This window comes from Halolactibacillus alkaliphilus, from assembly GCF_900115465.1.
In the GTDB taxonomy this organism is placed as follows: domain Bacteria; phylum Bacillota; class Bacilli; order Bacillales; family Amphibacillaceae; genus Halolactibacillus; species Halolactibacillus alkaliphilus.
Genome location: NZ_FOWN01000004.1, coordinates 80,164 through 101,649 on the forward strand (window position 1 = coordinate 80,164; position 21,486 = coordinate 101,649).

Genomic DNA, 21,486 nt, shown 5'->3' on the forward strand with positions numbered 1-21,486 from the left:
GAATGCCGTCGATATAATCGCTATAATAGTATTGCTTGAAGCTTTTTAGACTTTTTTAAAGCTTGCTGAATGATTGGGGGTGCATAAGAAAATGAGTGTTAATACCATTGATCAAGTAAAACAAATCGAGCGTGAAGCGATTGAATTAGAGCGCGAATACGATCAACAATTAAAACAGATCGAACAACAGACAGAAAAGACCATCCAAGAAATGAAAGAAAAGGTAGATAAAGACCTACAAACTTTCAGTGTGGAACAGTCAAAAATGAAAGAAGAAAAGCTAGATAAGTTGAAAGCTTCTATTAAAGAAGAAGAAGATCAAGCCGTTAATCAATTAGAATCTAACTTTAAAGAAAAAGAAGATAAATTGGTTGATGCGGTCATTGAGGAGGTTATGAGGACATATGGCAATAGCTAAAATGAAAAAACTGACACTCATATCTTTTCATGAACAAAAAGATCGGTTGCTGCAATCAATTCAAGCTCTGCAACGTTTCGAAGTGGTAGATTTACCGTCATCCGACTTGGGTGATGTCAATGTATCGCCTTATGAAGTCGATACATTAGAAACAGTTGTTAAGAAGTTTGAGACTCGAATTGATCAAGTACAGACAGCTTTAGGTTTTATTCAGCCATATATACCTAAGCGTCCTTTGAAAGAGAGATTACAAGAGAAAAGAAGAGAGTACACGCTCGAAGAACTTGAGCAAGAAATCTTTACTTTTTCCCCAAAAACACTTGTTAAAGATGTTCTAGATTTAGAGAAGCGATTAGACACAATTGCCGAACTAAAAAAAGAGCTAAATGACAAGGAGTCTTTCTTTAAACATTGGAAAAAGCTTGATGTAAGTGCGCATGATCTTCGTTCGATGGAACGTGTCACAGGTAGTGTTGGTGTCATTCCTCAGCATGATCAGAATACATACATGACCATGCTGGAAGCATCAGATTTACTCTATGTCAATGAAGTGTACCAAACACGTGATGAAATCGGTGTGGTTGTCTATTTTGATCGTCGTGATCAAGAGGCGATCAAACCTTTACTAAACGATGCTCACTTCGAACATGTCACTGAAAAGTTGACGGAAAAGCCTCACCTAGCATTAGAGGATATTGACGAAGAGTTAAAGGCTTTAAAGAAAGAAACAGCATCAATTAAGGATCGATTAGCTAAGATGTCAAAAGAAGTATGGCAACTTATGCTTACTGAAGAGTATTATGAAGCAAAACTTCAGCGGGAAAGAAGCAAACTCTTCTTAATCGATGAGAAACACCTCTTTATTATGGAAGGTTGGTTAGAAGAAGAAGAAGTTCCTCAAATGGAATTAGCACTTAAATCTGTGTTACCTGAAGCGGAATATGTTCTCTATGTCAACGACGTGAAAGAGGAAGAAATTGATAACGTACCTGTTGTCCTTAAAAACAACGATTACGTCTCACCATTTGAGAGTATCACGGCTATGTACAACTTACCTAAGTACAATGAAATTGACCCGACCCCTTTCTTAGCACCATTTTACCTGCTCTTCTTTGGTATGATGGCGGCTGATGTTGGCTACGGTCTATTATTATGGCTTGCTACTTTCGCCGTACTTAAATTTACTGAAGTGTCACCGGCAATGAAGAAGAATATGCGCTTCTTCCATTTGTTATCTTACCCAACAATTATTTGGGGACTAATATATGGTTCGTTTTTCGGGGCGGCGTTACCAGTTGTTTTATTATCAACGACAAATGACGTTATTACCATTCTTATTCTTTCTGTTATATTTGGTATCACACAAATATTCTTCGGTTTAGGTATTAACACATACCTTAAGTTAAGAAATAAAGATAAATTTGGTGCTTTTAGTGATGGTATCGGTTGGATTGGTATTTTTATTGGACTCATTGTGATGTTACTTGGTAACATGCTTTTAGATAGTGAGATCCTTGGTACAATTGGTGCAATTATTGCAGTAGCGAGTGCGCTTGGCATTATTTTAGCTACGACACTTGGCTCAGAAAATAAAGCCCTTGGTGTTGGTCTAGGTGTATACAATCTTTATGGTATTACCGGCTACATTGGTGATATTGTTAGTTACACACGCCTGATGGCCTTAGGGGTATCAAGTGGAAGTATCGCCCTTGCCTTTAATATGATCATTGGTTTTATACCGGGTGTTGGCCGATTTACTGTCGGAGCTGTTTTATTCATCGTGTTACACGCAGTTAACTTAGGATTAACATTCCTTAGTTCATATGTTCACGGTGCGCGTTTAATCTTTGTGGAGTTCTTCGGTAAGTTTTATGAAGGTGGAGGTAAAGCACTTAATCCTTTAAGAGCTGCCGAGAAACACATACAATTAAAAAATCAAAAACAATCGTAATTGAGATGGAGGAATTTTATTATGGAAAACTGGTTAACATTTTTTATGGAAAATGACGGAGGATTTATCTTTGCAGCACTAGGTATCGCAATCGCGGTTATCTTCTCAGGAATGGGTTCTGCACGCGGTGTAGGTATGACAGGTGAGGCAGCAGCATCACTTATTAAAGAACAACCTGAAAAATTTGGTAAGTCACTTATTCTTCAGTTACTTCCTGGTACACAAGGTCTTTATGGTTTCGTTATTGGTTTCTTGATTTACTTAAACATGGACCAAGCAATGCCTTTAGCTGAAGGTATTTATATGTTTATGGCTGCACTTCCAATCGCTTTCACTGGTTTAACTGCTGGTATCGCTCAAGGACGTGTGTCTACAGCAGCTGTACAAATCTTAGCAAAAAGAGAAGAGCAAAACTCAAAAGGTATCATTTACTCAGCAATGGTTGAAACTTATGCAATCCTAGGGTTCGTTATTTCCTTCTTACTTGTTTTAGCATAAGAATATAAATAGTGAGAGGATGGGGACTATGAAAGATTTACAAGCTTTGTCCGCACAAATTTTGGCTAAAACCAAAGAAGAAGGACAAAAGAAAATCGAGCAATACGAAAAAGTTGCTAATGACAAAGTTGAAGAACAACGTCAAAAGCTTGTGGAAAGTCAAAAAAATCGACAAGAACAAATCGAAAATCAAATGAAAAATGACTATGAACGCGAAGCACAAACGTTAGCGAACAATAAGCGTAACGCTGTCCTTGGTAAAAAACAAGCCCTGTTAAAGGATGTATTCGAAAAAGCAGCTGAGAAAATGATTAATTGGGATAACCAAACATTTGCTAGCTTTTTATCAGGTGTCCTTTCACAACTTGACCAAGATAAACAATGGCAAATTGTTCCTGGCTCACGCTCAGAAACTGTTTTTCAATCGGAAGAAGTTAAAGCGATCGTAAACAATTATCGTCATGTTTCAATGGCTAATGACCTCGTAAAAGGCAAAGGCGGCTTCTTGGTTCAAGAAGGCGGGATTGACTATAACTTCTGTTTTGATGTGCTTGTTCAGGAAATGAAGAAAGAATTTTCTCCACAACTTGCAACCTTAGCATTTAAAAACTAATGAATAAGGGGGGAGAATAAATGCAGGACACTCAATATAAAGGCGTTAATACTTTACTTCGTGTATACGAAACAAAGTTATTGTTACGTGACGATTATGAAAAAATGTTGCGTGCGGAAGGCTTACGTGAAGCACTGGAAGTATTAAAAAGCACAGAATACCTATTTGATGAACACGATGTAATGGAAAACAAGAACTTTGATCGTTTCTTAATTCAACGTGTGAAAAATATTTATGATGAACTGTTTGAAGTGACACCAGATTCTGAAGTCATTCAGATTTTCTCGCTTCGATATAGCTATCACAATCTAAAGGTGTTATTAAAACAACGCTTTACCGGCCTTGATTTAGACCATTTACTCATTCCGATTGGGAAGAACCCGCTGTCTACCTTGCGTCAGCTTGTAAACGCCCGTCAATCAGATGATTTAAATCCTGTCATGGTCGAGGGTGTTCAACTCGCGATTGAAGATTATGAAACATATGGCCGTTTAGAAGCTGCGGATGTCTTTATGGACACGTATTTCTATAAACATATGCGAAAAATCTGTGACCGGTTAAATAACCCAACTATTAGTCAAATGGCTGATGTGTTAATCGATTTAGACAACTTATCAACTGTAGTAAGAAGTATTCATCAGAACAAATCACGTTCATTTCTCCATACCGTGTTATCAAGCTCTGGCTCCATATCTAAGAAAGCAATTATTGATGCCAGTGAACAAGGAGCTGTCGCTGTTCTTAATCAACTATATCTTGATAAACCATATGCCAGTCGTCTTCAAGCTGTCGTTAATGACCAAAAAGACGACCTAGATCCTATGGTACTTGATAAAGTGATTGATGAAACAATTGATGAGCTAATGGAAGAAGCAACATTCCAAGCCTTTGGCCCAATGCCGGTAATAGCCTTCTTATTCTTCGTCGAAAAAGAAGTAGCAAATATCCGCTTAATATTAGTTGGGAAAGACAATCAAATTGATGAGAATATTTTAAGAGAAAGGATGCGACCAATTTATGGCCCATAAGATAGCAGTAGTTGGAGACAAAGATTCGGTCTTACCTTTCAAAATCTTAGGATTTGATGTGTTCGCTTCTAGTACACCTCGAATTGCTCGTGAAACGATTGATCGTTTAGCAGAGGAAAATTATGGGGTTATATACTTAACAGAAGCAATGGCGAAGGAAATACCGGATACAATAAAACGTTACGATGCAGAAGTTCAACCCGCAATCATCCTAATCCCGAATCATAAGGGATCATTGAATATCGGTAAGTCCCGAATTCAAAAGAACATGGAAAAAGCCGTTGGACAAAACATCTTATAATTTTGGGAGGGGACTTATTTGAAGAAAGGAACAATTATTAAAGTTTCCGGTCCTTTAGTAATGGCAAAAGGTATGGAACATGCAAATATCCAAGACCTTTGCTACGTAGGGGACATGCGATTAGTTGGTGAGATCATTGAAATGCGTCATGATGTTGCCTCTATCCAGGTATACGAGGAAACGTCTGGTGTAGGACCAGGCGAGCCAGTTGAAACAACTGGGGAAGCTTTATCAGTAGAACTAGGACCAGGAATTGTGTCACAGATGTTTGATGGCATCCAGCGTCCACTAGATACATTTAAAGCAAAAACAAATAGTAACTTCTTAGTTAGAGGGGTTAATATCGAAGCGTTAGATCGCGAAGCTAAGTGGGCTTTTAAAGCTACTAAGAACGTCGGTGATATCGTAGAACCAGGTGACATCGTCGGTACGGTTCAAGAAACAAAGGTTATCGAGCACCGCGTTATGGTTCCTCATGGCGTTAAAGGTAAATTAACAGCGATTGAATCAGGTGATTATTCACTTGAAGATGTTGTTTATAAAATAGAAACAGATAATGGCGAAAAAGAACTAACGATGCTACAACGCTGGCCAGTTCGTCGTGGACGTCCATTTAAAAAGAAATTAAATCCTGATAAGCCAATGCTGACAGGCCAACGTGTTATTGACACGTTCTTCCCAATCACTAAAGGTGGCGCAGCGGCTGTTCCAGGACCATTTGGTGCCGGAAAAACCGTTGTACAGCACCAAATTGCGAAATTTAGTGATGTGGACTTAGTTGTTTACGTTGGTTGTGGAGAACGTGGAAACGAGATGACGGACGTTCTTAACGAATTCCCTGAACTTGTTGATCCAAATACAGGCGAATCACTGATGGAGCGTACAATTCTTATTGCCAACACATCAAACATGCCTGTAGCAGCGCGTGAAGCGTCAATCTATACAGGTATTACAATTGCAGAATACTTCCGCGATATGGGATACAGTGTAGCAATCATGGCTGATTCAACATCACGTTGGGCAGAGGCGCTACGTGAGATGTCAGGTCGTCTTGAAGAGATGCCTGGGGATGAAGGTTATCCAGCCTATCTAGGTAGCCGTATTGCTGAATACTATGAGCGTGCTGGTCGTATTCTTACGGTTGGTTCTGAAGAGCGTGAAGGTAGCATTACAGCGATCGGAGCCGTATCACCACCAGGTGGGGATACATCTGAACCTGTTACACAGAACACCTTGCGTGTTGTTAAAATATTCTGGGCTCTTGATTCATCACTTGCTCAAAAACGTCACTTCCCATCAGTTAACTGGTTAACATCGTATTCTCTTTATTTAAATGATGTTGGTAAATTTATGGATCAAGATTTAGAAGTGAACTGGGCTGAAATGGTTCAACACTCAATGAATATTCTTCAAGAAGAGTCTGAGCTACAAGAGATTGTTCGTCTTGTTGGTATTGAATCACTATCAGAAAAAGACCGTTTAACGATGGTAATCGCGCAACAATTGCGTGAAGATTACCTTCAACAAAACGCCTTTGATGAGGTTGATACATTTACTTCACGTAAGAAGCAACTCTATATGCTTGATTTAATCCTTTCATTTGAGCATGAAGCTCGCGAAGCGATGCGTCTTGGTGCTTACTATAAAGAAATTGTCGATGGGACAGTGGCTTTACGTGATAAGATTGCTCGTGCGAAATTTATTTCTGAAGATAACGTCGAACAAATTCGCGCGCTTAAAGATGAAACAAAAGAAACAATCTACAACATTGTTGCTGAAGGAGGTATGACGCAAAATGCTTAAGGAATATAAAACAGTTAGCGAAGTCGTTGGACCTCTGATGGCCGTTGAAGGTGTAGAAGGCGTTAAATTTGACGAGTTAGTTGAAGTCCAACTACAAACTGGTGAAATCCGCCACGGACAAGTACTTGAAGTGCATAATGATAAAGCAATGGTTCAGATTTTCGAAGGACCAAGCGGTATTAATATTAAAGACACCAAAGTGCGTTTCCGCGGAAAGCCATTATCTATTGATGTATCAGAAGACATGGTTGGTCGTGTCTTCAATGGTTTAGGCGAACCTATGGATGGTGGTCCAGACATTATTCCAGAACAAAGTCTAGATGTTAATGGTCAAGCCATTAACCCTATCGCACGTGACTATCCTGATGAATTTATTCAAACTGGAATCTCTGCGATTGACCACTTAAATACACTTGTACGTGGTCAAAAACTACCTGTATTCTCAGGATCTGGTTTACCCCACAAAGAACTTGCCGCTCAAATTGCGCGTCAAGCAGCTGTATTAAATAGTGATGAAAAATTCGCCGTTGTTTTTGCGGCAATGGGGATTACATTCGATGAGGCTGAATACTTCATGGAAGACTTCCGTAAAACTGGTGCGATAGATCGCTCTGTTATGTTTATTAACTTAGCCAATGACCCGGCAATTGAACGTATTGCAACACCTAAAATGGCTTTAACAACAGCTGAATATTTAGCTTTTGAAAAAGACATGCACGTACTTGTTATCATGACGGATATGACTTACTATTGTGAAGCACTTCGTGAGATTTCTGCTGCACGCCGTGAAGTACCAGGTCGTCGTGGTTACCCAGGTTATCTCTATACTAACCTTTCAACTTTATATGAACGCGCTGGTCGTCTTGTTGGTAAAAAAGGATCGGTAACACAAATACCAATCCTCTCTATGCCAGAAGATGATATCACGCACCCAATTCCTGACCTTACCGGTTATATTACCGAAGGACAGATCATCTTAAGTCGTGATCTTGATAAACAAGGATTAAAGCCACCAATTAACGTCTTACCATCGTTGTCTCGTCTAAAAGATAAAGGAACAGGTGAGGGTAAAACGCGTAAAGATCATGCACCAACAATGAACCAGTTGTTCGCAGCTTATGCTAAAGGCATCGAAGCGAAAGAACTTGCCGTTGTTCTTGGTGAATCAGCATTATCTGATACAGATAAATTATATGTTGAATTTACAAAACGATTTGAAGCAGAATATATCAATCAAGGATTCTATACGAACCGTTCAATTGAGGAAACATTAACATTAGGATGGGAATTACTCTCAATCTTACCTCGCACTGAGCTTAAACGTATTAGTAGTGCACTGATCGAAGAGTTTATGCCGGAAGGAGAGTGATTGACCTATGGCTAGATTAAATGTCAAGCCAACACGGATGGAGCTTTCCAAACTAAAAGACCGGTTAGCAATATCAACTCGAGGTCACAAGCTTTTAAAGGATAAACAAGATGAGTTAATGCGTCAGTTCATTACTTTGATTCGAAAGAATAATACGCTACGTGATGAGGTAGAAAAGGAACTAACAGAGGCGATGAAAGCTTTTGTTGTTGCTAAATCACTGACAAACGAAGCCTTTATTGAAGAATTATTTGCCGTACCTGGTAAGTCAATTACACTTGATATCCAAGAAAAGAATATTATGAGTGTAATGGTACCTGAAATGAATTTTACTGTTGATGAAGATGATAAACAATCGGAAATGCAGTACGGGTTGCTTAACTCTAACAGTGAACTGGATGACTCCATTGATCGCATTAACGTTATTTTACCTAAACTATTAAAGCTTTCTGAAATCGAAAAAACGTGTCAATTAATGGCTGATGAAATTGAGAAGACACGCCGTCGTGTAAATGCATTGGAATATTTAAAAATTCCCCAGCTTAAAGAAACGATTCATTACATTCAAATGAAACTTGAAGAAGATGAGCGTGCGAGTATTACACGGATTATGAAAGTCAAAGACATGGGACAATAATTTTGAACACCACCTCTTTATGGGGTGGTGTTTTGTCGTTTGTGATAGATTGATCGGATACATGAGGCGAACTAGAATTAGAATACGAAACGATAAAAAATCAGCAGTGATGCGCTATTCAATGCATCAATGCTGATTTAAAATTTACTATTTATTTCCGATTAATAAAGGTGACCCACCACATCGTCGACATCTGCTTTTTCAGCTTCATTTAATGCAATCAGTGGTAAACGTACATGACCAACGTTTAACCCTTTTTTATTTAAGGCATATTTCACAGCTGAAGGATTTGGCGCGCTAAACAACGCTTTAATGACCGGTGCAATTTCCTGTTGGATTTTGGTTGCAGTTACTACGTCACCTGCGGTGTACGCCTTAACCATTGCAGACATTTCGTTGCCCACGATATGTGAAGCAACACTTACAATGCCTGAACCACCTAGGGATAGGATAGGTAACAATAAGTTATCATCACCGCTATAGACAATAAAATCATCTGGGGTTTCTTTAATGATTTGACTGATTAAATCTAAATCACCTGTCGCTTCCTTAATGGCAACAATATTTTTAACTTCAGCCAGTCGTAAAACTGTCTCTAACTCTAATCTCACGACCGTACGACCTGGAATATTATAAAGCATCACAGGTAATGTTATGGCTTCAGCAATCGTTTTAAAATGCTGATACATCCCTTCTTGTGAAGGTTTATTATAATATGGTGTGACGAGCATGATACCATCTACACCGATCTCCTCTGCTTCTTTAGATAACGCGATAGATTGCTTTGTGTTATTAGACCCTGTACCAGCAATAACAGGTACACGTTTGTTAACATAGTTAACAACAAAACGTAGAAAAGATAGCTTCTCATCGTGTGATAACGTCGGAGACTCGCCAGTTGTCCCAACAGCAACAATTCCTTCCGTTCCATTATCGATTAAATAATCGATTAATCGTTTTGTTTCGTCATAGTTGATCTCATCCTGGTCATTAAAAGGCGTGACCATCGCAGTTAATACTTGATTAAATTCCATTATTACACCTCATTATTGTTTTTTAAAAGACAGATAAGAGCTATATCAAAAATAATCACCATAGAAAAAGCAGCTCAAACTAAGTGAGCTGCATCATGTATGTTTTACCGTTGATGCGTGAGATAGCCCTCCATATAGTATATAACCTATATGACAATGTTGTACCTCTTAAATACAACACCAGCATAAAAACGCATAAACCGCTTCTATCCTTCGGCATAAGACCCTTTCAAAAAAACATCACGGAGTGTTTATGACTCTATGTTTTATTACTCATATCTTATGCAACCTCTATACCCACTTCAATATGTATTGAAGTATATATGATTGTGGTTTAACTATATCAAAAAAATAAGCCGTTGACAAATACTTTTATGAATTTTAGCACACGAAACAGTCAATTGTTTACATTGTCAATCACTATTAAAATACGCTACAATAAAGGTATCACAGGGAAAGGACGCGTGCATATGAAACGACTGCTCGTATATTGGCAAAAAAGCAACCTTATAAAAGCAACATTTTTTAATATTGCCATTATGTTTAGTTTCTTTGTGGTGTTTATTTACGCAACGTCTTTTACGATCGAACAGTTTACTGTAGAATATTATGATGAAATGATGTCTTCTGCCAACCAACGATTTAGTCAACAATTTGATCGTGTTCTACTAGAACTAGATGAGTTAAGTTTATCTGCCCGTAATGATTATCATTTAACAATGGGGACTCTATCTGATCAGCAAGAGGCTTTAATAGATTTAGTTCAAGCTTCACCTATGGTTAATGGCGGCTTTATTGTAGATGAACAGCGCGTCATTGAATCTTCAGTCCTTCAGACTGCAAGCTTATCAAATCTTGATTTAACAGCTATTTCTTTTGTTCCAGAGCCATATTTACAGAAGGCACATACACTTGAGCAAGATAATTTACTTGAATTACTTATTCCTCTAAGTAATACGCAGCTTCATTTGTTCATAGATTTAGCAAGTACTGACATACTGTCTTCTTTGTTTCATTCTTTATCCTTCTCCGATACATTTTATATTGCGATTTTCAACGAAAATCAAGACTTAGTCTTTACTTATGATGAGTCAAATATAAACAATGAAGGTGAGCTGTTTCATTTAAAAATTCAAGAATCATTGAATGACGAAAGAAATACCGATACAGTCACCCACGACGAGGATTCTCATTATATGATGGCAACTCAGCCGCTTATAAAAGACGGATGGACACTGACCTTATTTGTCCCTGAGATTCTTACCGAACGGTTTAGGTTAAATATTTTCAAAACGCTACTTCCACTCTTGGTAATACTCGCGGTCTTGTTTTTACTTATTGTTATCTATGCCTATTATCGTAGTCAAAAACCGTACCAAGCACTTGTAAAGGCAATAGATGAGTTAAGTGAGGGTGATTATACCCATAGAATTCGTGTTACTAATGAACATACCCGCATCGGTGTCATTAATACTAAATTTAATCATATGGTACAAGAACTTGAAAAATCACGTCTCGCTCTTGCTAAAAATGAAAAGGCATTAGCGAGTCAAAAAGACTATTTAAATAGAATCATTAATGTGAGTCCCATGTTGATTTATACAATAAGCGAAGAGGGCACCTACACGCTTGTCAACGATAAATACGCTTATTTATTCGGCTACACCGGTAAAGAAATGGTGGGCAAACATGCATTAAATGTGACGAATGATAAAGCGGCGACCCATTATCAGTTAAAGTTACATCGCTCCATCTTATTATCTGGTGAGACCATCAGTTACGAAGATCAGCAAGTAATGCCTGATAAAAGCCTGCGTTGGTATCGTGTTACTAAGCAACCAATCAAAGAGACGGCTAGCGGTGCATTAGAAATATTAATGGTCGCGACGGATATTACAGAAATTAAACAAAATCAGGAGAAAATCCAGTATCAAGCGTATCACGATGAACTAACAGGCATTGGCAATCGAAAATTATTCAAAACGATGGTTGAACAAGCGATTGAACAAACAGATCAACAGAATGAAGGTTTTGCAGTAATGTTCCTCGATTTGGATCGCTTTAAATATGTCAATGATACATTTGGACATGATGCGGGTGATCAATTACTCATTGAAGTCGCAAAGCGAATCGAAACGGTCAAAAAAGACACCGATTACGTTTTTCGTTTTGGTGGGGATGAGTTTACCATCTTAAGTTACTATAAAGATAGTCGGCAAGAAGTGACCGAACTAGCAAAAATAATTATTCAAACTTTAACTAAACCCTACACTTTTAACGGTCATAGTTTCATTGTAACAGCGAGCATCGGTATAAGTTTATATCCTAAACATTCACAATCATTAAATGAATTAACAAAATATGCTGATTTAAGCATGTATCAGGCAAAACAACAAGGGAAAAATACGTTTAGATATTACACACCAGCTTTAGAAACGGAAGTGTCACATGCCATTCAGCTAGAGACAGATTTATTCCAAGCAGAGGAACGTAACGAACTTTACGTTGTGTATCAACCGATTGTCGATACGCACACTAAAACAATCATAGCTGTTGAAGCGTTAATTCGATGGCAACACAATAAACTCGGAGCCATTGCACCAAATGTCTTTATCCCTATTGCAGAAAGAAATGGCTTAATGCTGCGATTTTCAAAGTTCGTACTACAAAGAGCGACTCAAACAGTCGCAGAGTATAACGCACGACACGATAAACCTATTCAGTTGTATTTAAACTTAACTGAGGCAGAGTGTCAGAATGAGCATACCCTTCAAACTATCATAGATCAGTTAGAGACAGTTGGTCTTCAACAGGATCAGCTTGTAATTGAATTAAACGAACACTTAACTCGAGACAAATGCAAGAAATTAAAGACAAATTTAAAACAATTTCAATTACATGGAATCAAAGCTGCGATTGATTCCTTTGGTGATCACTATTTATCTTTACGCCAATTAAAAACGCTCCCTTTTGCGATCATTAAATTATCACAGGCCACGCTGCAAGATGCCCTTATTGATTCTGAGGCTTTAGCAAGCTATAAACGTTTGATTAAACTAGCTAAAAGAATGGGGTTAATGATTATTCAAGAAGGGGTTGAATCTGAAGAAGATGTGCATTTAATCGAAGGCGAAGGACTGGATGCTTATCAAGGTTTTTTAATCAGTCAGCCACTTACAAAAGAACAGTTTGAGCAAGACTATTGACATTATGACAATTACCGATTAAAATAACTATTAAATATTTTAAATGACTATTCAAAGTATTCTGTCAATTGAAATAATTAATAGAAAAGGTGGTGTCAAACATGACAAACGAACAAAGAAAACGAGCACAAGCAGGCGATTGGGTAAAATTACAGTCAAACAAAGGCGAGAGGATTCACGGTTACGTAGAAAAAGAGTTAGAAGATAACCGCGCGCAAATACGTGTAATCGCAAGCGATAACCATCTTTTAACAAACCACAGTATTCAAGTACATGTTGTTAAACTTCAAGTAGAAGCTGATAGTAAGTTCTATACACTTGGTGAATTAGAACAACTAATTGACTTAGCTCTTCAAACAAATGATAAAACATGGTTTGACGCATTGTCCGCTCAATACAACTATTTAAAAAGAGAAACCGACGCTAAACGTCATATTGATTACACTCAAGTAAATTAGGTTGATATATGAGGTTAAGATAGATCTTTATTAAAATGACTATACCGCATGAAATCAGATGATTCATCTTTGATTTCATGTGGTTTTATTTTTTTGTTAGCCATCTTCCAGCTCAATCTTTTTATTTATGCGTTGTATTTTTAATATATCTGAACGTAAATCATTGACAAAGGCAGCTCATATATGTTAAAAAATATATGTTAGCACTTTGACTCGTTGAGTGCTAATACATAAGAAAAAAATAAAAAAAGTGAGGGAATATCATATGACAGTAAAACAATTTGAAGCAGAATCAAAACGACTACTTGACATGATGATCCATTCGATTTATTCAAAGCGCGAAGTGTTTTTACGTGAATTAATATCGAATGCGAGTGATGCGATGGACAAAATGTATTACCGGGCACTAACTGATGACAAAGTAACGTTTAATCAGTCAGATTACTATATCAAAATCTCAACTGATAAAGATAATCGCACGTTAACGATTAGCGACAACGGCATCGGTATGACAAAAGAAGAGCTGGAGCAAAACTTAGGTACAATTGCAAAAAGTGGCTCGCTTGCTTTTAAAAAGGACAATGAAATTAAAGATGGTTTTGATATTATCGGTCAGTTTGGTGTCGGTTTCTATGCGGCCTTTATGGTAGCAGATAAAGTAAGCGTCACATCACGTGCTGTTGACCAAGATCAAGCTTACCATTGGTACTCAGAAGGAGCAGAAGGCTACGCTATTGAAGAAGCAACAAAAGAAACTGTGGGTACAACAATTACGTTAACCATCAAAGAATCAAACGAGGATGATGATTTCGAACAATTTTTAGATTTGCACCAACTACAAACCATCGTTAAAACATATTCTGATTTCATTCGTTACCCTATTAAAATGGACCTAACAGAAGAAAAATTAAAAGAGGGAACAGAAGACGAATATGAAACGATTGTTGAAGAAAAAATCGTCAATAGCATGGTACCTATCTGGAAGAAAAACAAGACAGAATTAACGGATGACGATTATAAAAATTTCTATCACGAAAAGCATTATGGTTTTGATAACCCGCTCACTCATGTGCACGTAAGCGTAGATGGCAACATCCGTTACCAAGCCATTCTTTATGTACCTGAGACAGCACCTTATAACTATTACTCACAGGAGTTCGAAAAAGGCTTAGAGTTATACTCTAATGGCGTCTTAATTAAAAATAAAGCGCCTGAACTGTTACCAGATTACTTTAGCTTCGTGAAAGGGCTAGTAGATTCAGAAGATTTATCACTGAATATTTCACGTGAAATGTTACAACATGACCGTCAGTTGAAGCTTATTGAAAAAAACTTAGTAAAGAAAATTAAACAAGAATTAAAGAAAATGTTAATGAATGATCGTGAGAAGTATGAAACATTCTTTAAAGCTTTCGGTCGTCAATTAAAATATGGTGTTTACAGTGATTTCGGTCAAAATAAAGAAACATTAAAAGATTTAATCCTCTTCTATTCATCAACTGAGGAAAAACTTGTCACTTTAGCTGAATACGTTGAACGTATGAAGGATGACCAAAAATATATTTATTATGCGACTGGTGAATCACACGCACGCATCGAACGTTTACCACAAACGGAAATCGTACGTGATAAAGGTTATGAAATTCTTTATTTCACTGATGACATCGATGAATTTGCGATTAAAATGCTTATGAACTACGATGATAAAGAATTTAAATCTGTCTCAAGTGTTGATTTAGGATTTGAAGATGATGCGACAGATGAGAAAGTTGCTTCAGAAGAAGATCAAGCTATCTTCGATCAAATGAAGGAGATCCTAAAAGGCAAAGTCGCTGACGTTCGTCTCTCAAAGCGCTTAAAAACTCACCCTGTTTGCTTGTCTAACGAAGGAGACATCTCTATTGAGATGGAAAAGGTGTTAAGCATGATGCCAGATAACCAAGGGGTAAAAGCTGAGAAGGTGTTAGAAATCAACACAGATCATGATATCTTTAAGTCATTAAAACATGCGTCACAATCAAACGAAGATATGATGGAGACGTATACGAACGTCCTTTACAATCAAGCTTTACTTATCGAAGGTTTACCAGTAGAAGACCCAGTAAGCTATGCAAATGACGTTTGGAAAGTGATGAAGTAATACTTGACATATCTTTTCATTATGTTAAAGTAACAGTATCATAATACAATCAAATGAAACACCACTAGGGGAGTCACTAAACTGTGACTGAGATTGGCAAGTAATGCCTTGACTCTTTGAACCTGATCTAGTTGATGCTAGCGGAGGGAAGTGGGACGAGATTTGACTTTCTTTATTCAATGATCGACACCACTTGCTTATTTAGCAGTGGTGTTTTTATTTGAAAAAGGAGAGAAAAGTATGACATTTACAGATGAATTAAGACAAAAAGCCGATCCCATTTGGGAGGCAAGTTTTAACCACCCCTTTGTACAAGGACTCGGTGACTCCACCTTACCACTAGACCGGTTTCGCTACTACGTCCTGCAAGATGCGTATTATTTAAGTCACTTTGCTAGAGCGCAAGCATTAGCTGCCGCAAAAGCAGACTCCTTAGAAGTAACGAACAGTATGGCCAAACATGTACAAGGCACCTATGAAGCAGAACTGGATCTTCACCGTACCTTTATGAAACAATTAAATATCTCTGAAAAAGACCAGCAATCTTTTGAGCCGGCTCCAACCGCTTATGCCTATACGTCACATATGTACCGAGCCAGTCAATTTGGCCAACTCGGGGACGTTATTGCGGCGATTTTACCGTGTTACTGGTTATACGCAGAAATTGGTGAACAGTTAAAACATAAAACACCAAAAGAGCCGGTGTATCAAACGTGGATTAAAGCGTATCATTCCGATTGGTTTATGACACTCGTCAAAGAACAAATCGACCGGTTAGACCAACTTGCAGAAACCGCATCAGAAGCAGAGAAAGAGCGCTGGGCAGATCTCTTCTTAAAGAGTAGTCAATATGAATATTTATTCTGGGAGATGGCGTACACATTAGAAAAATGGCCGATGGAGGCGTATCGTAAAGTGTCCGTTACGAATTAGGTTACAAACTAGCTAAATACAAAACTATTAATACAAGTCATAAATACAAATACATTAACAAAATTATTTAAAAGAAATCTTGATAAAACATGAAAAAATGCTCCCTGTTAGTTACAGAGAGCATTTCTTCATGTTTTAATAGCTTTCTGATTATTGAAATCATCAATACATTATACTATGAAGTAGGGAACAAAAACTCTTTTGAGTTTTTAGCGAGAAGGTGCAAGCGCCATCTCGTATTTTTAGGTTGTATTATATTTGGTGTTAGTAAAGAGATTTTTAGTGCGGCAGAGATTGCTCACTAAAATAACTCACTAGCACCTTTTTATGGTTAAATATAGAAAATAAGTGAGTTTCCTTATAAAATTAAAGTCGAACAAAACTAATTCTTAGGAGGGGACTCACTTATCTATATCTCACACTATAAGAATCGCCTTGATATTCAAGATGAAAAACATGCAACATGTGGTACAATCTTTTGAAAGCAGTCACAGACTAAAGCTAGCTAAACTTTGATCAACGATATCTTGATTGATTCCGATGTATCTTAACGTAATGTCAGGTGAGGCATGATTAAAAATGTCTTGTAAGAGCGCGACGTTTTTATTGATCGTATAATGCCAAAAGCCAAAAGTCTTGCGCATACTGTGCGTGCCGAAATTAGTGATTCCGACACGTTTCGCTGCTTTATTTAACACTTTATACGCTTGTACCCGCTGGATAGGTAACCCTGTCTTATACGATGAGAATAAATAGTCTTCATCGGCCATATGGATAGTATAGTGATCAATCTGTTGTCTCAGCTCAAAATTAATTAAAAAGCGTTTGGCTTTATTCGTTTTCTTCTCTTTTAACACTATATGAGTTTGCCCGCGAACATCTCGAACTTGAAGCGGTAATAAGTCACTGATTCGTAGACCGGTGTTAATCCCCATCACAAATAAGAAGTAATTCCGGTCTGATTCCCGTTTTAATTCATCTTTCATCGCTTGAATCAATAATTTATCACGAATCGGTTCAACCGTCTGCATACCACGACTAAGTAAAGCGTGATAATCAGATACAATCGATTCTTGTCGTTCTGGCTGTTTAATCTTTGATTGATTCAATTGTTTGATTTTTTCTTTCAACCGGTACTCCCCAAATTTTTCTAGTAAGTATTGATATTCTCCTGCCGTTAAATAGACAAAAGAGGCGACTTGTTTTTTCTCCATTTTCTTTCACAACCTTTCAATTTAACTATCTCATTTACATATCAATTATTTCGCATTAAACGATTAATGATGCGAGAAAACACATTTCATTCGCTTAAAACAGCCTCTGACAACAACCTAAAAAAAGGTAAGTGTTTGTATTTAGAATGACATGTTCGCACATAGATGCAATCCTGGAAAAATATTTTTTTAAACGCGCTATGCATTAACTCATTCATGTGTAAATGATATATCCATTAAAAAAAATTCAAAAATATGTAGGAACGTAAATTATAATTATGTTTCCTTGCATAATTAAACATTTAGGAAATCGTTCACTCAACCTTTATTTTATCATGTTTTCATATACTTTCACAATGAAACATAATATCTATTATGTTTCATTAGACACAAGATTTAATATTTAGAAAATAACGTGAATGGTCAATTGTCTTGACCGAGGAGGGTAGATTTGCTAAATTTAAAAAGCAGGAATAAAGGAGGACGTCTCATGTTAAAGAAGTACAGCTCAATTGTGATTGGATCAGTCATTATTGCGATAGCTTTTAATTTATTTTTGATTCCATCAGGTGTCCTAAGTGCCGGGGTCAGTGGACTAGCTATTTTATTCAGTCTCATAAGCCCATTTGATACAAGTTTGCTCAATATTGTCTTCAACATTCCGATTTTTATTATTGGCTATATGTATTTAGGTAAGAGTGTTACCTTTAATACTTTCCTTGTCGTGATTACCTTATCATTCTTTTTATATGTCATTCCTATTTATGATTTAGCGGAAGATTTACTTCTTGGTAGTATATTTGGTGGTGTCATTACAGGTTTAGGTATTGGTATTATCCTAAAGTTTTCTGGTTCAAGTGGTGGTTTTGATATTATTGCGATGATTGTCTCGCGTGTCAGCAATATGAGTGTCGGTTTACTTTTAACAGCAATGAATGGTGTGATTGTATTAATTTCAGGACTTGTTTTCGACTGGAATATCGCACTTTATACGATGTTAAATATCTATATTACTGGACGAGTAATTGATACAATCCATACGAATCATATTAAGTTGACGATGCAGATTGTTACGACCGAAGGAGATGCGATTCGAAAAGAGTTGTTGGAATCGATTTATCGTGGGATTACGCTATCTAAAGCTCAAGGTGGTTATACATTAGAAGAAAAAGATTTACTGATGATGGTTGTGACCCGTTATGAAACTAAAACGATTAAAGATATTGTGAGAAAACATGATCCAAAAGCGTTTATTAATATTTTTGAAACCGTTGAAATTGACGGGGAGTTTGCGAAAAATTAAAAACAATCCAGCAGCATAAACAAATGCCGCTGGATTGTTTTAATTAGGTGAATCATTTTCATTTCTTAATGTTGTTTTCTCAATACTGATACTTAAGCAACACTTTACACAAACGCCTCAAAAATAAAACCAAAGAGAATCATTACCACGCTGATTGAAACATGCACGCGTTTTTCATTGATTCCTATTCTCTCTAACAGATAGACGTTGAATTTTAGCGATACTGTCATCTTTTCTAAATTGCAAATCAAACAGGGGTAACCGTGCGCTAGAAATCCAGATTTTAAGTTCCGCATCAAGATCAAAAGTACCCGCTGTCTCAACAAAAATAAAACTAAAGGTATTGATCATTCATTTACCACTTTATTGATAAGATGTATAATTATATGTGAGTACATTGTGTTTATACTATGATTCTTACTAAACCCTTAATATATGAATCTACGGATAAATGCCATAAAAAAATGTAAGGAGTGGCGTCGATTGAAAAACAATAACCCGTTTATTTTTTCGTATCATATGTTTATTTATCCGATTTATGTAGCAGGTATTTGTCTCATGATTTATCCTGTAATACCAAACTTTCAACTACAAGAAATAATTTTGTTTCCTGTCCTTATATCGTATTATCTATCTCCCATTCTTTTCTTCATCATGCTTTATGAAAATAAAAAGTTCTACGGTTGTCGAATATTCTCTAAGAGACAATGAACGCAGGTGATTATTACTACGGTGCTGTATTTTTTACTTATCATATTTCCTCATTAACTGTTTTAAAATGATTGAGAAAAATAAAAAGCGAACACTTGCGTACTGAAAGCGAATAAGGCTATATTAATATAGTAAAGAAAAGAAGGGGAGTAGAGAAGCTTTATGTTTTATTTATTATTAGCCGTTACTTGTAGTGCATCGATTGCACTGATCTTTAAGTACACAGAAACACGAAAGACGAATCGTTACGTTATTACCAGTGCCAATTATTTTATCGCCTTTACAACGAGCATTGTCATGATTATAACAAAAGGCTTGTTGGCCGATTTTTCACTTGATGTTCATTTCCTCAGTGAGTTTAGCACTGTTTTAAACTCAGAGAACACTTTGTTGTCACCAGCTTCAAGCATTCTTTGGGCACTCATAATCGGATCTGTTGCGGGCATATTTTTCTTTTTATCTTTCATTTATTATCAAAAAAGCGTACGAGAAAATGGTGTAGGGTTATCTGGCACGATTGCTAAACTAGGTATTTTAATTCCGATGATTTTCTCTATCATTATCTGGCAAGAGTTACCGTCAATGATTCAATGGATCGGTATTATTCTTGCGCTTATATCTATTCTAATCGTAAACTTGTCACCCGAATCACTTGAGCGCTTTGATTTAAAACCAACATTGCTGTTGTTGTTTATCTTCGGCGGGGTTGCAGAGTTTTCGAATAAAATCTATCAGAAGTATGCATTAAATGATTATAAGGATGTCTTCTTATTCGCGGTATTTTTTATCGCCTTTATCATCAGCGCTACCTACGCTTATAAAAAGCAGGGCGACGTAAGAAAAAGCGATATTATAACAGGTTTCTTAGTTGGTATTCCAAATCTGTTTTCATCCTACTTTTTAATTCTTGCCTTAGATACATTGAAGACATCGGTTGTCTTTCCAATCTACAGCGCCGGCAGTATCGTTTTAATTACCATCGGCGGATTTGTGTTATTCAATGAAACCATTAAGCGGAAAAATAAAGTTGCGATGGCTTTAACCATTGTTGCGTTAATTTTAATCAATTTATAACGCACACACTAAGATCTAACACAATCATTTTGTTGGGGCTTTTTTATTATAATAAAACCAGCACGGATGTTTTACCAGGACATCGATGCTGGTTTTTGATTATTTATAATTTCTTCACAATGGAAGACTTTAAGTAAATGCTGCCGAATTTATCTACTTTCCCGTCAATATCATGACCATTGTGCGGATCATCTAAAATCCTGATGCCTTTCGCTTTTGTACCGCGTTTAATCGTATCTTTACCTAATTTAACATCGGCAATAAGGGTGACATCATCTCCGGTTGTTAACACATTACCGACTGCGTCTTTAATTTCTTCTTCTTTTAGAGACTCATCGGTCCATACGTGACCACATTCTGGACAATTATAAGCCACGCCATCATCATAACCATACTCACTACCACAACTTGGACATTTGTGCATAATACCCCACCTATCTATTATTATAGCGCTATTATACACGTTAAACCTTATTTGGACAACGTTCCGTGAGAACCGACTTTGGAATATAATACTTGCATGAAGATATAGCGAGTCGTATAGTAGGAGGTAAAGAAAAATAAGTGGAGCAATAAAACATGGAACAACACGTTAAGGATAAGATTCTTATTCAACTTACCAAAAACCCACACAGCATTCTCAATTTGCTTAATCACACTTTAAACGATACCGTCATTTATCAGAAATCATTGCCTCAAAAAAAATTAAGACCTTTACATCTAGCCGAACAAACGCCGTGCGTCATCGCAAGAAAACCAAAGTTAAAGGCAATCTATAAACAATGAATTGTAGAT

The 21,486-nt window shown here is 36.9% G+C and carries 19 protein-coding genes, 1 pseudogene and 2 riboswitches; of the genes and pseudogenes, 16 read left to right on the forward strand and 4 right to left on the reverse strand.

What is annotated here, in order from left to right; genetic code table 11:
• The first annotated feature begins 91 nt into the window (after positions 1-91).
• The 9 genes from BM163_RS02980 to BM163_RS03020 are packed head-to-tail and all read left to right on the forward strand — an operon-like array spanning position 92 to position 8,618.
• Complete coding sequence (locus tag BM163_RS02980) at positions 92-418, forward strand: hypothetical protein (RefSeq protein ID WP_089800070.1); 327 nt, start codon at positions 92-94, stop codon at positions 416-418.
• Positions 405-2,369 carry a V-type ATP synthase subunit I gene (locus BM163_RS02985; protein ID WP_089800071.1) on the forward strand — a complete coding sequence of 655 codons (1,965 nt, stop codon included), beginning with the start codon at positions 405-407 and terminating at the stop codon, positions 2,367-2,369. Before BM163_RS02980 ends, BM163_RS02985 begins: the two co-directional genes overlap by 14 nt.
• 21 nt (positions 2,370-2,390) lie before the next feature.
• Positions 2,391-2,867: a V-type ATP synthase subunit K gene (locus BM163_RS02990; RefSeq protein ID WP_089800074.1), complete on the forward strand. Its 477-nt coding sequence runs from the start codon at positions 2,391-2,393 to the stop codon at positions 2,865-2,867.
• Between the two features lie 28 nt (positions 2,868-2,895).
• Entirely contained in the window at positions 2,896-3,480 is a 585-nt protein-coding gene (locus tag BM163_RS02995; protein WP_089800077.1) for a V-type ATP synthase subunit E, read from the forward strand.
• A gap of 20 nt (positions 3,481-3,500) precedes the next feature.
• Positions 3,501-4,508 carry a V-type ATPase subunit gene (locus tag BM163_RS03000; RefSeq protein WP_089800079.1) on the forward strand — a complete coding sequence of 336 codons (1,008 nt, stop codon included), beginning with the start codon at positions 3,501-3,503 and terminating at the stop codon, positions 4,506-4,508.
• Entirely contained in the window at positions 4,498-4,809 is a 312-nt protein-coding gene (locus tag BM163_RS03005) for a V-type ATP synthase subunit F (RefSeq protein ID WP_089800081.1), read from the forward strand. Before BM163_RS03000 ends, BM163_RS03005 begins: the two co-directional genes overlap by 11 nt.
• 18 nt (positions 4,810-4,827) lie before the next feature.
• On the forward strand, positions 4,828-6,612 hold the full coding sequence (locus BM163_RS03010) for a V-type ATP synthase subunit A (protein ID WP_089800083.1): 1,785 nt from the start codon (positions 4,828-4,830) through the stop codon (positions 6,610-6,612).
• A complete protein-coding gene (locus BM163_RS03015; RefSeq protein WP_089800085.1) occupies positions 6,605-7,981 on the forward strand; it encodes a V-type ATP synthase subunit B in 1,377 nt (458 codons plus the stop codon). Before BM163_RS03010 ends, BM163_RS03015 begins: the two co-directional genes overlap by 8 nt.
• A gap of 7 nt (positions 7,982-7,988) precedes the next feature.
• Positions 7,989-8,618, forward strand: coding sequence for a V-type ATP synthase subunit D (locus BM163_RS03020; protein WP_089800095.1), 630 nt, complete (start codon positions 7,989-7,991; stop codon positions 8,616-8,618).
• 161 nt (positions 8,619-8,779) lie between these two features.
• Here BM163_RS03020 and dapA read toward each other — a convergent pair whose 3' ends face one another.
• The gene (gene dapA / locus BM163_RS03025; protein WP_089800097.1) at positions 8,780-9,652 is read right to left on the reverse strand and encodes a 4-hydroxy-tetrahydrodipicolinate synthase; all 873 of its coding nucleotides are present in this window, start codon (positions 9,650-9,652) and stop codon (positions 8,780-8,782) included.
• Between the two features lie 115 nt (positions 9,653-9,767).
• Positions 9,768-9,954, reverse strand: a riboswitch (Lysine riboswitch).
• Between the two features lie 168 nt (positions 9,955-10,122).
• On the opposite strand from dapA, the gene BM163_RS03030 reads away from it, so the two are divergent.
• From BM163_RS03030 to tenA, 4 genes are all read left to right on the forward strand, one after another.
• Positions 10,123-12,858, forward strand: a complete 2,736-nt coding sequence (locus tag BM163_RS03030; RefSeq protein WP_170243636.1) for an EAL domain-containing protein — start codon at positions 10,123-10,125, stop codon at positions 12,856-12,858.
• A 101-nt stretch (positions 12,859-12,959) separates the two neighbouring features.
• Positions 12,960-13,316 (forward strand): IDEAL domain-containing protein, encoded by a 357-nt coding sequence (locus BM163_RS03035; RefSeq protein ID WP_089800100.1) that lies wholly within the window; start codon positions 12,960-12,962, stop codon positions 13,314-13,316.
• A 265-nt stretch (positions 13,317-13,581) separates the two neighbouring features.
• Positions 13,582-15,456 carry a molecular chaperone HtpG gene (gene htpG / locus BM163_RS03040; protein ID WP_089800102.1) on the forward strand — a complete coding sequence of 625 codons (1,875 nt, stop codon included), beginning with the start codon at positions 13,582-13,584 and terminating at the stop codon, positions 15,454-15,456.
• Between the two features lie 56 nt (positions 15,457-15,512).
• Positions 15,513-15,622: riboswitch (TPP riboswitch) on the forward strand.
• Positions 15,623-15,696: 74 nt separating this feature from the next.
• Complete coding sequence (gene tenA, locus BM163_RS03045) at positions 15,697-16,389, forward strand: thiaminase II (protein WP_089800103.1); 693 nt, start codon at positions 15,697-15,699, stop codon at positions 16,387-16,389.
• A gap of 488 nt (positions 16,390-16,877) precedes the next feature.
• On the opposite strand, the gene BM163_RS03050 is transcribed toward tenA, so the two are convergent.
• On the reverse strand, positions 16,878-17,420 hold the full coding sequence (locus BM163_RS03050; protein WP_089800199.1) for a site-specific integrase: 543 nt from the start codon (positions 17,418-17,420) through the stop codon (positions 16,878-16,880).
• 673 nt (positions 17,421-18,093) lie between these two features.
• Here BM163_RS03050 and BM163_RS03055 point away from each other — a divergent pair.
• Positions 18,094-18,906, forward strand: a complete 813-nt coding sequence (locus BM163_RS03055; RefSeq protein ID WP_089800105.1) for a YitT family protein — start codon at positions 18,094-18,096, stop codon at positions 18,904-18,906.
• Between the two features lie 174 nt (positions 18,907-19,080).
• On the opposite strand, the pseudogene BM163_RS03060 reads toward BM163_RS03055, so the two are convergent.
• A pseudogene (locus BM163_RS03060) lies at positions 19,081-19,230 on the reverse strand (PH domain-containing protein); the annotation flags it as partial.
• A gap of 549 nt (positions 19,231-19,779) precedes the next feature.
• Between BM163_RS03060 and BM163_RS03065 the strand changes: the two are divergent.
• Positions 19,780-20,691 carry an SMR family transporter gene (locus tag BM163_RS03065; RefSeq protein WP_089800109.1) on the forward strand — a complete coding sequence of 304 codons (912 nt, stop codon included), beginning with the start codon at positions 19,780-19,782 and terminating at the stop codon, positions 20,689-20,691.
• Positions 20,692-20,794: 103 nt separating this feature from the next.
• Here BM163_RS03065 and BM163_RS03070 read toward each other — a convergent pair whose 3' ends face one another.
• Entirely contained in the window at positions 20,795-21,115 is a 321-nt protein-coding gene (locus tag BM163_RS03070; protein ID WP_089800111.1) for a zinc ribbon domain-containing protein YjdM, read from the reverse strand.
• A gap of 155 nt (positions 21,116-21,270) precedes the next feature.
• Here BM163_RS03070 and BM163_RS03075 point away from each other — a divergent pair, with 155 nt between their 5' ends.
• Positions 21,271-21,477 carry a hypothetical protein gene (locus BM163_RS03075; protein WP_089800113.1) on the forward strand — a complete coding sequence of 69 codons (207 nt, stop codon included), beginning with the start codon at positions 21,271-21,273 and terminating at the stop codon, positions 21,475-21,477.
• Positions 21,478-21,486 lie beyond the last annotated feature (9 nt).

Excerpts from the sequence above, each read along its gene's own strand:
- BM163_RS02980 (WP_089800070.1), top strand. The coding sequence starts at position 92 with ATGAGTGTTAATACCATTGATCAAGTAAAACAAATCGAGCGTGAAGCG.
- BM163_RS02985 (WP_089800071.1), top strand. The coding sequence starts at position 405 with ATGGCAATAGCTAAAATGAAAAAACTGACACTCATATCTTTTCATGAA.
- BM163_RS02990 (WP_089800074.1), top strand. The coding sequence starts at position 2,391 with ATGGAAAACTGGTTAACATTTTTTATGGAAAATGACGGAGGATTTATC.
- BM163_RS02995 (WP_089800077.1), top strand. The coding sequence starts at position 2,896 with ATGAAAGATTTACAAGCTTTGTCCGCACAAATTTTGGCTAAAACCAAA.
- BM163_RS03000 (WP_089800079.1), top strand. The coding sequence starts at position 3,501 with ATGCAGGACACTCAATATAAAGGCGTTAATACTTTACTTCGTGTATAC.
- BM163_RS03005 (WP_089800081.1), top strand. The coding sequence starts at position 4,498 with ATGGCCCATAAGATAGCAGTAGTTGGAGACAAAGATTCGGTCTTACCT.
- BM163_RS03015 (WP_089800085.1), top strand. The coding sequence starts at position 6,605 with ATGCTTAAGGAATATAAAACAGTTAGCGAAGTCGTTGGACCTCTGATG.
- BM163_RS03020 (WP_089800095.1), top strand. The coding sequence starts at position 7,989 with ATGGCTAGATTAAATGTCAAGCCAACACGGATGGAGCTTTCCAAACTA.
- dapA (WP_089800097.1), bottom strand. The coding sequence starts at position 9,652 with ATGGAATTTAATCAAGTATTAACTGCGATGGTCACGCCTTTTAATGAC.
- BM163_RS03030 (WP_170243636.1), top strand. The coding sequence starts at position 10,123 with ATGAAACGACTGCTCGTATATTGGCAAAAAAGCAACCTTATAAAAGCA.
- BM163_RS03035 (WP_089800100.1), top strand. The coding sequence starts at position 12,960 with ATGACAAACGAACAAAGAAAACGAGCACAAGCAGGCGATTGGGTAAAA.
- htpG (WP_089800102.1), top strand. The coding sequence starts at position 13,582 with ATGACAGTAAAACAATTTGAAGCAGAATCAAAACGACTACTTGACATG.
- tenA (WP_089800103.1), top strand. The coding sequence starts at position 15,697 with ATGACATTTACAGATGAATTAAGACAAAAAGCCGATCCCATTTGGGAG.
- BM163_RS03050 (WP_089800199.1), bottom strand. The coding sequence starts at position 17,420 with ATGCAGACGGTTGAACCGATTCGTGATAAATTATTGATTCAAGCGATG.
- BM163_RS03055 (WP_089800105.1), top strand. The coding sequence starts at position 18,094 with ATGTTAAAGAAGTACAGCTCAATTGTGATTGGATCAGTCATTATTGCG.
- BM163_RS03065 (WP_089800109.1), top strand. The coding sequence starts at position 19,780 with ATGTTTTATTTATTATTAGCCGTTACTTGTAGTGCATCGATTGCACTG.
- BM163_RS03070 (WP_089800111.1), bottom strand. The coding sequence starts at position 21,115 with ATGCACAAATGTCCAAGTTGTGGTAGTGAGTATGGTTATGATGATGGC.
- BM163_RS03075 (WP_089800113.1), top strand. The coding sequence starts at position 21,271 with ATGGAACAACACGTTAAGGATAAGATTCTTATTCAACTTACCAAAAAC.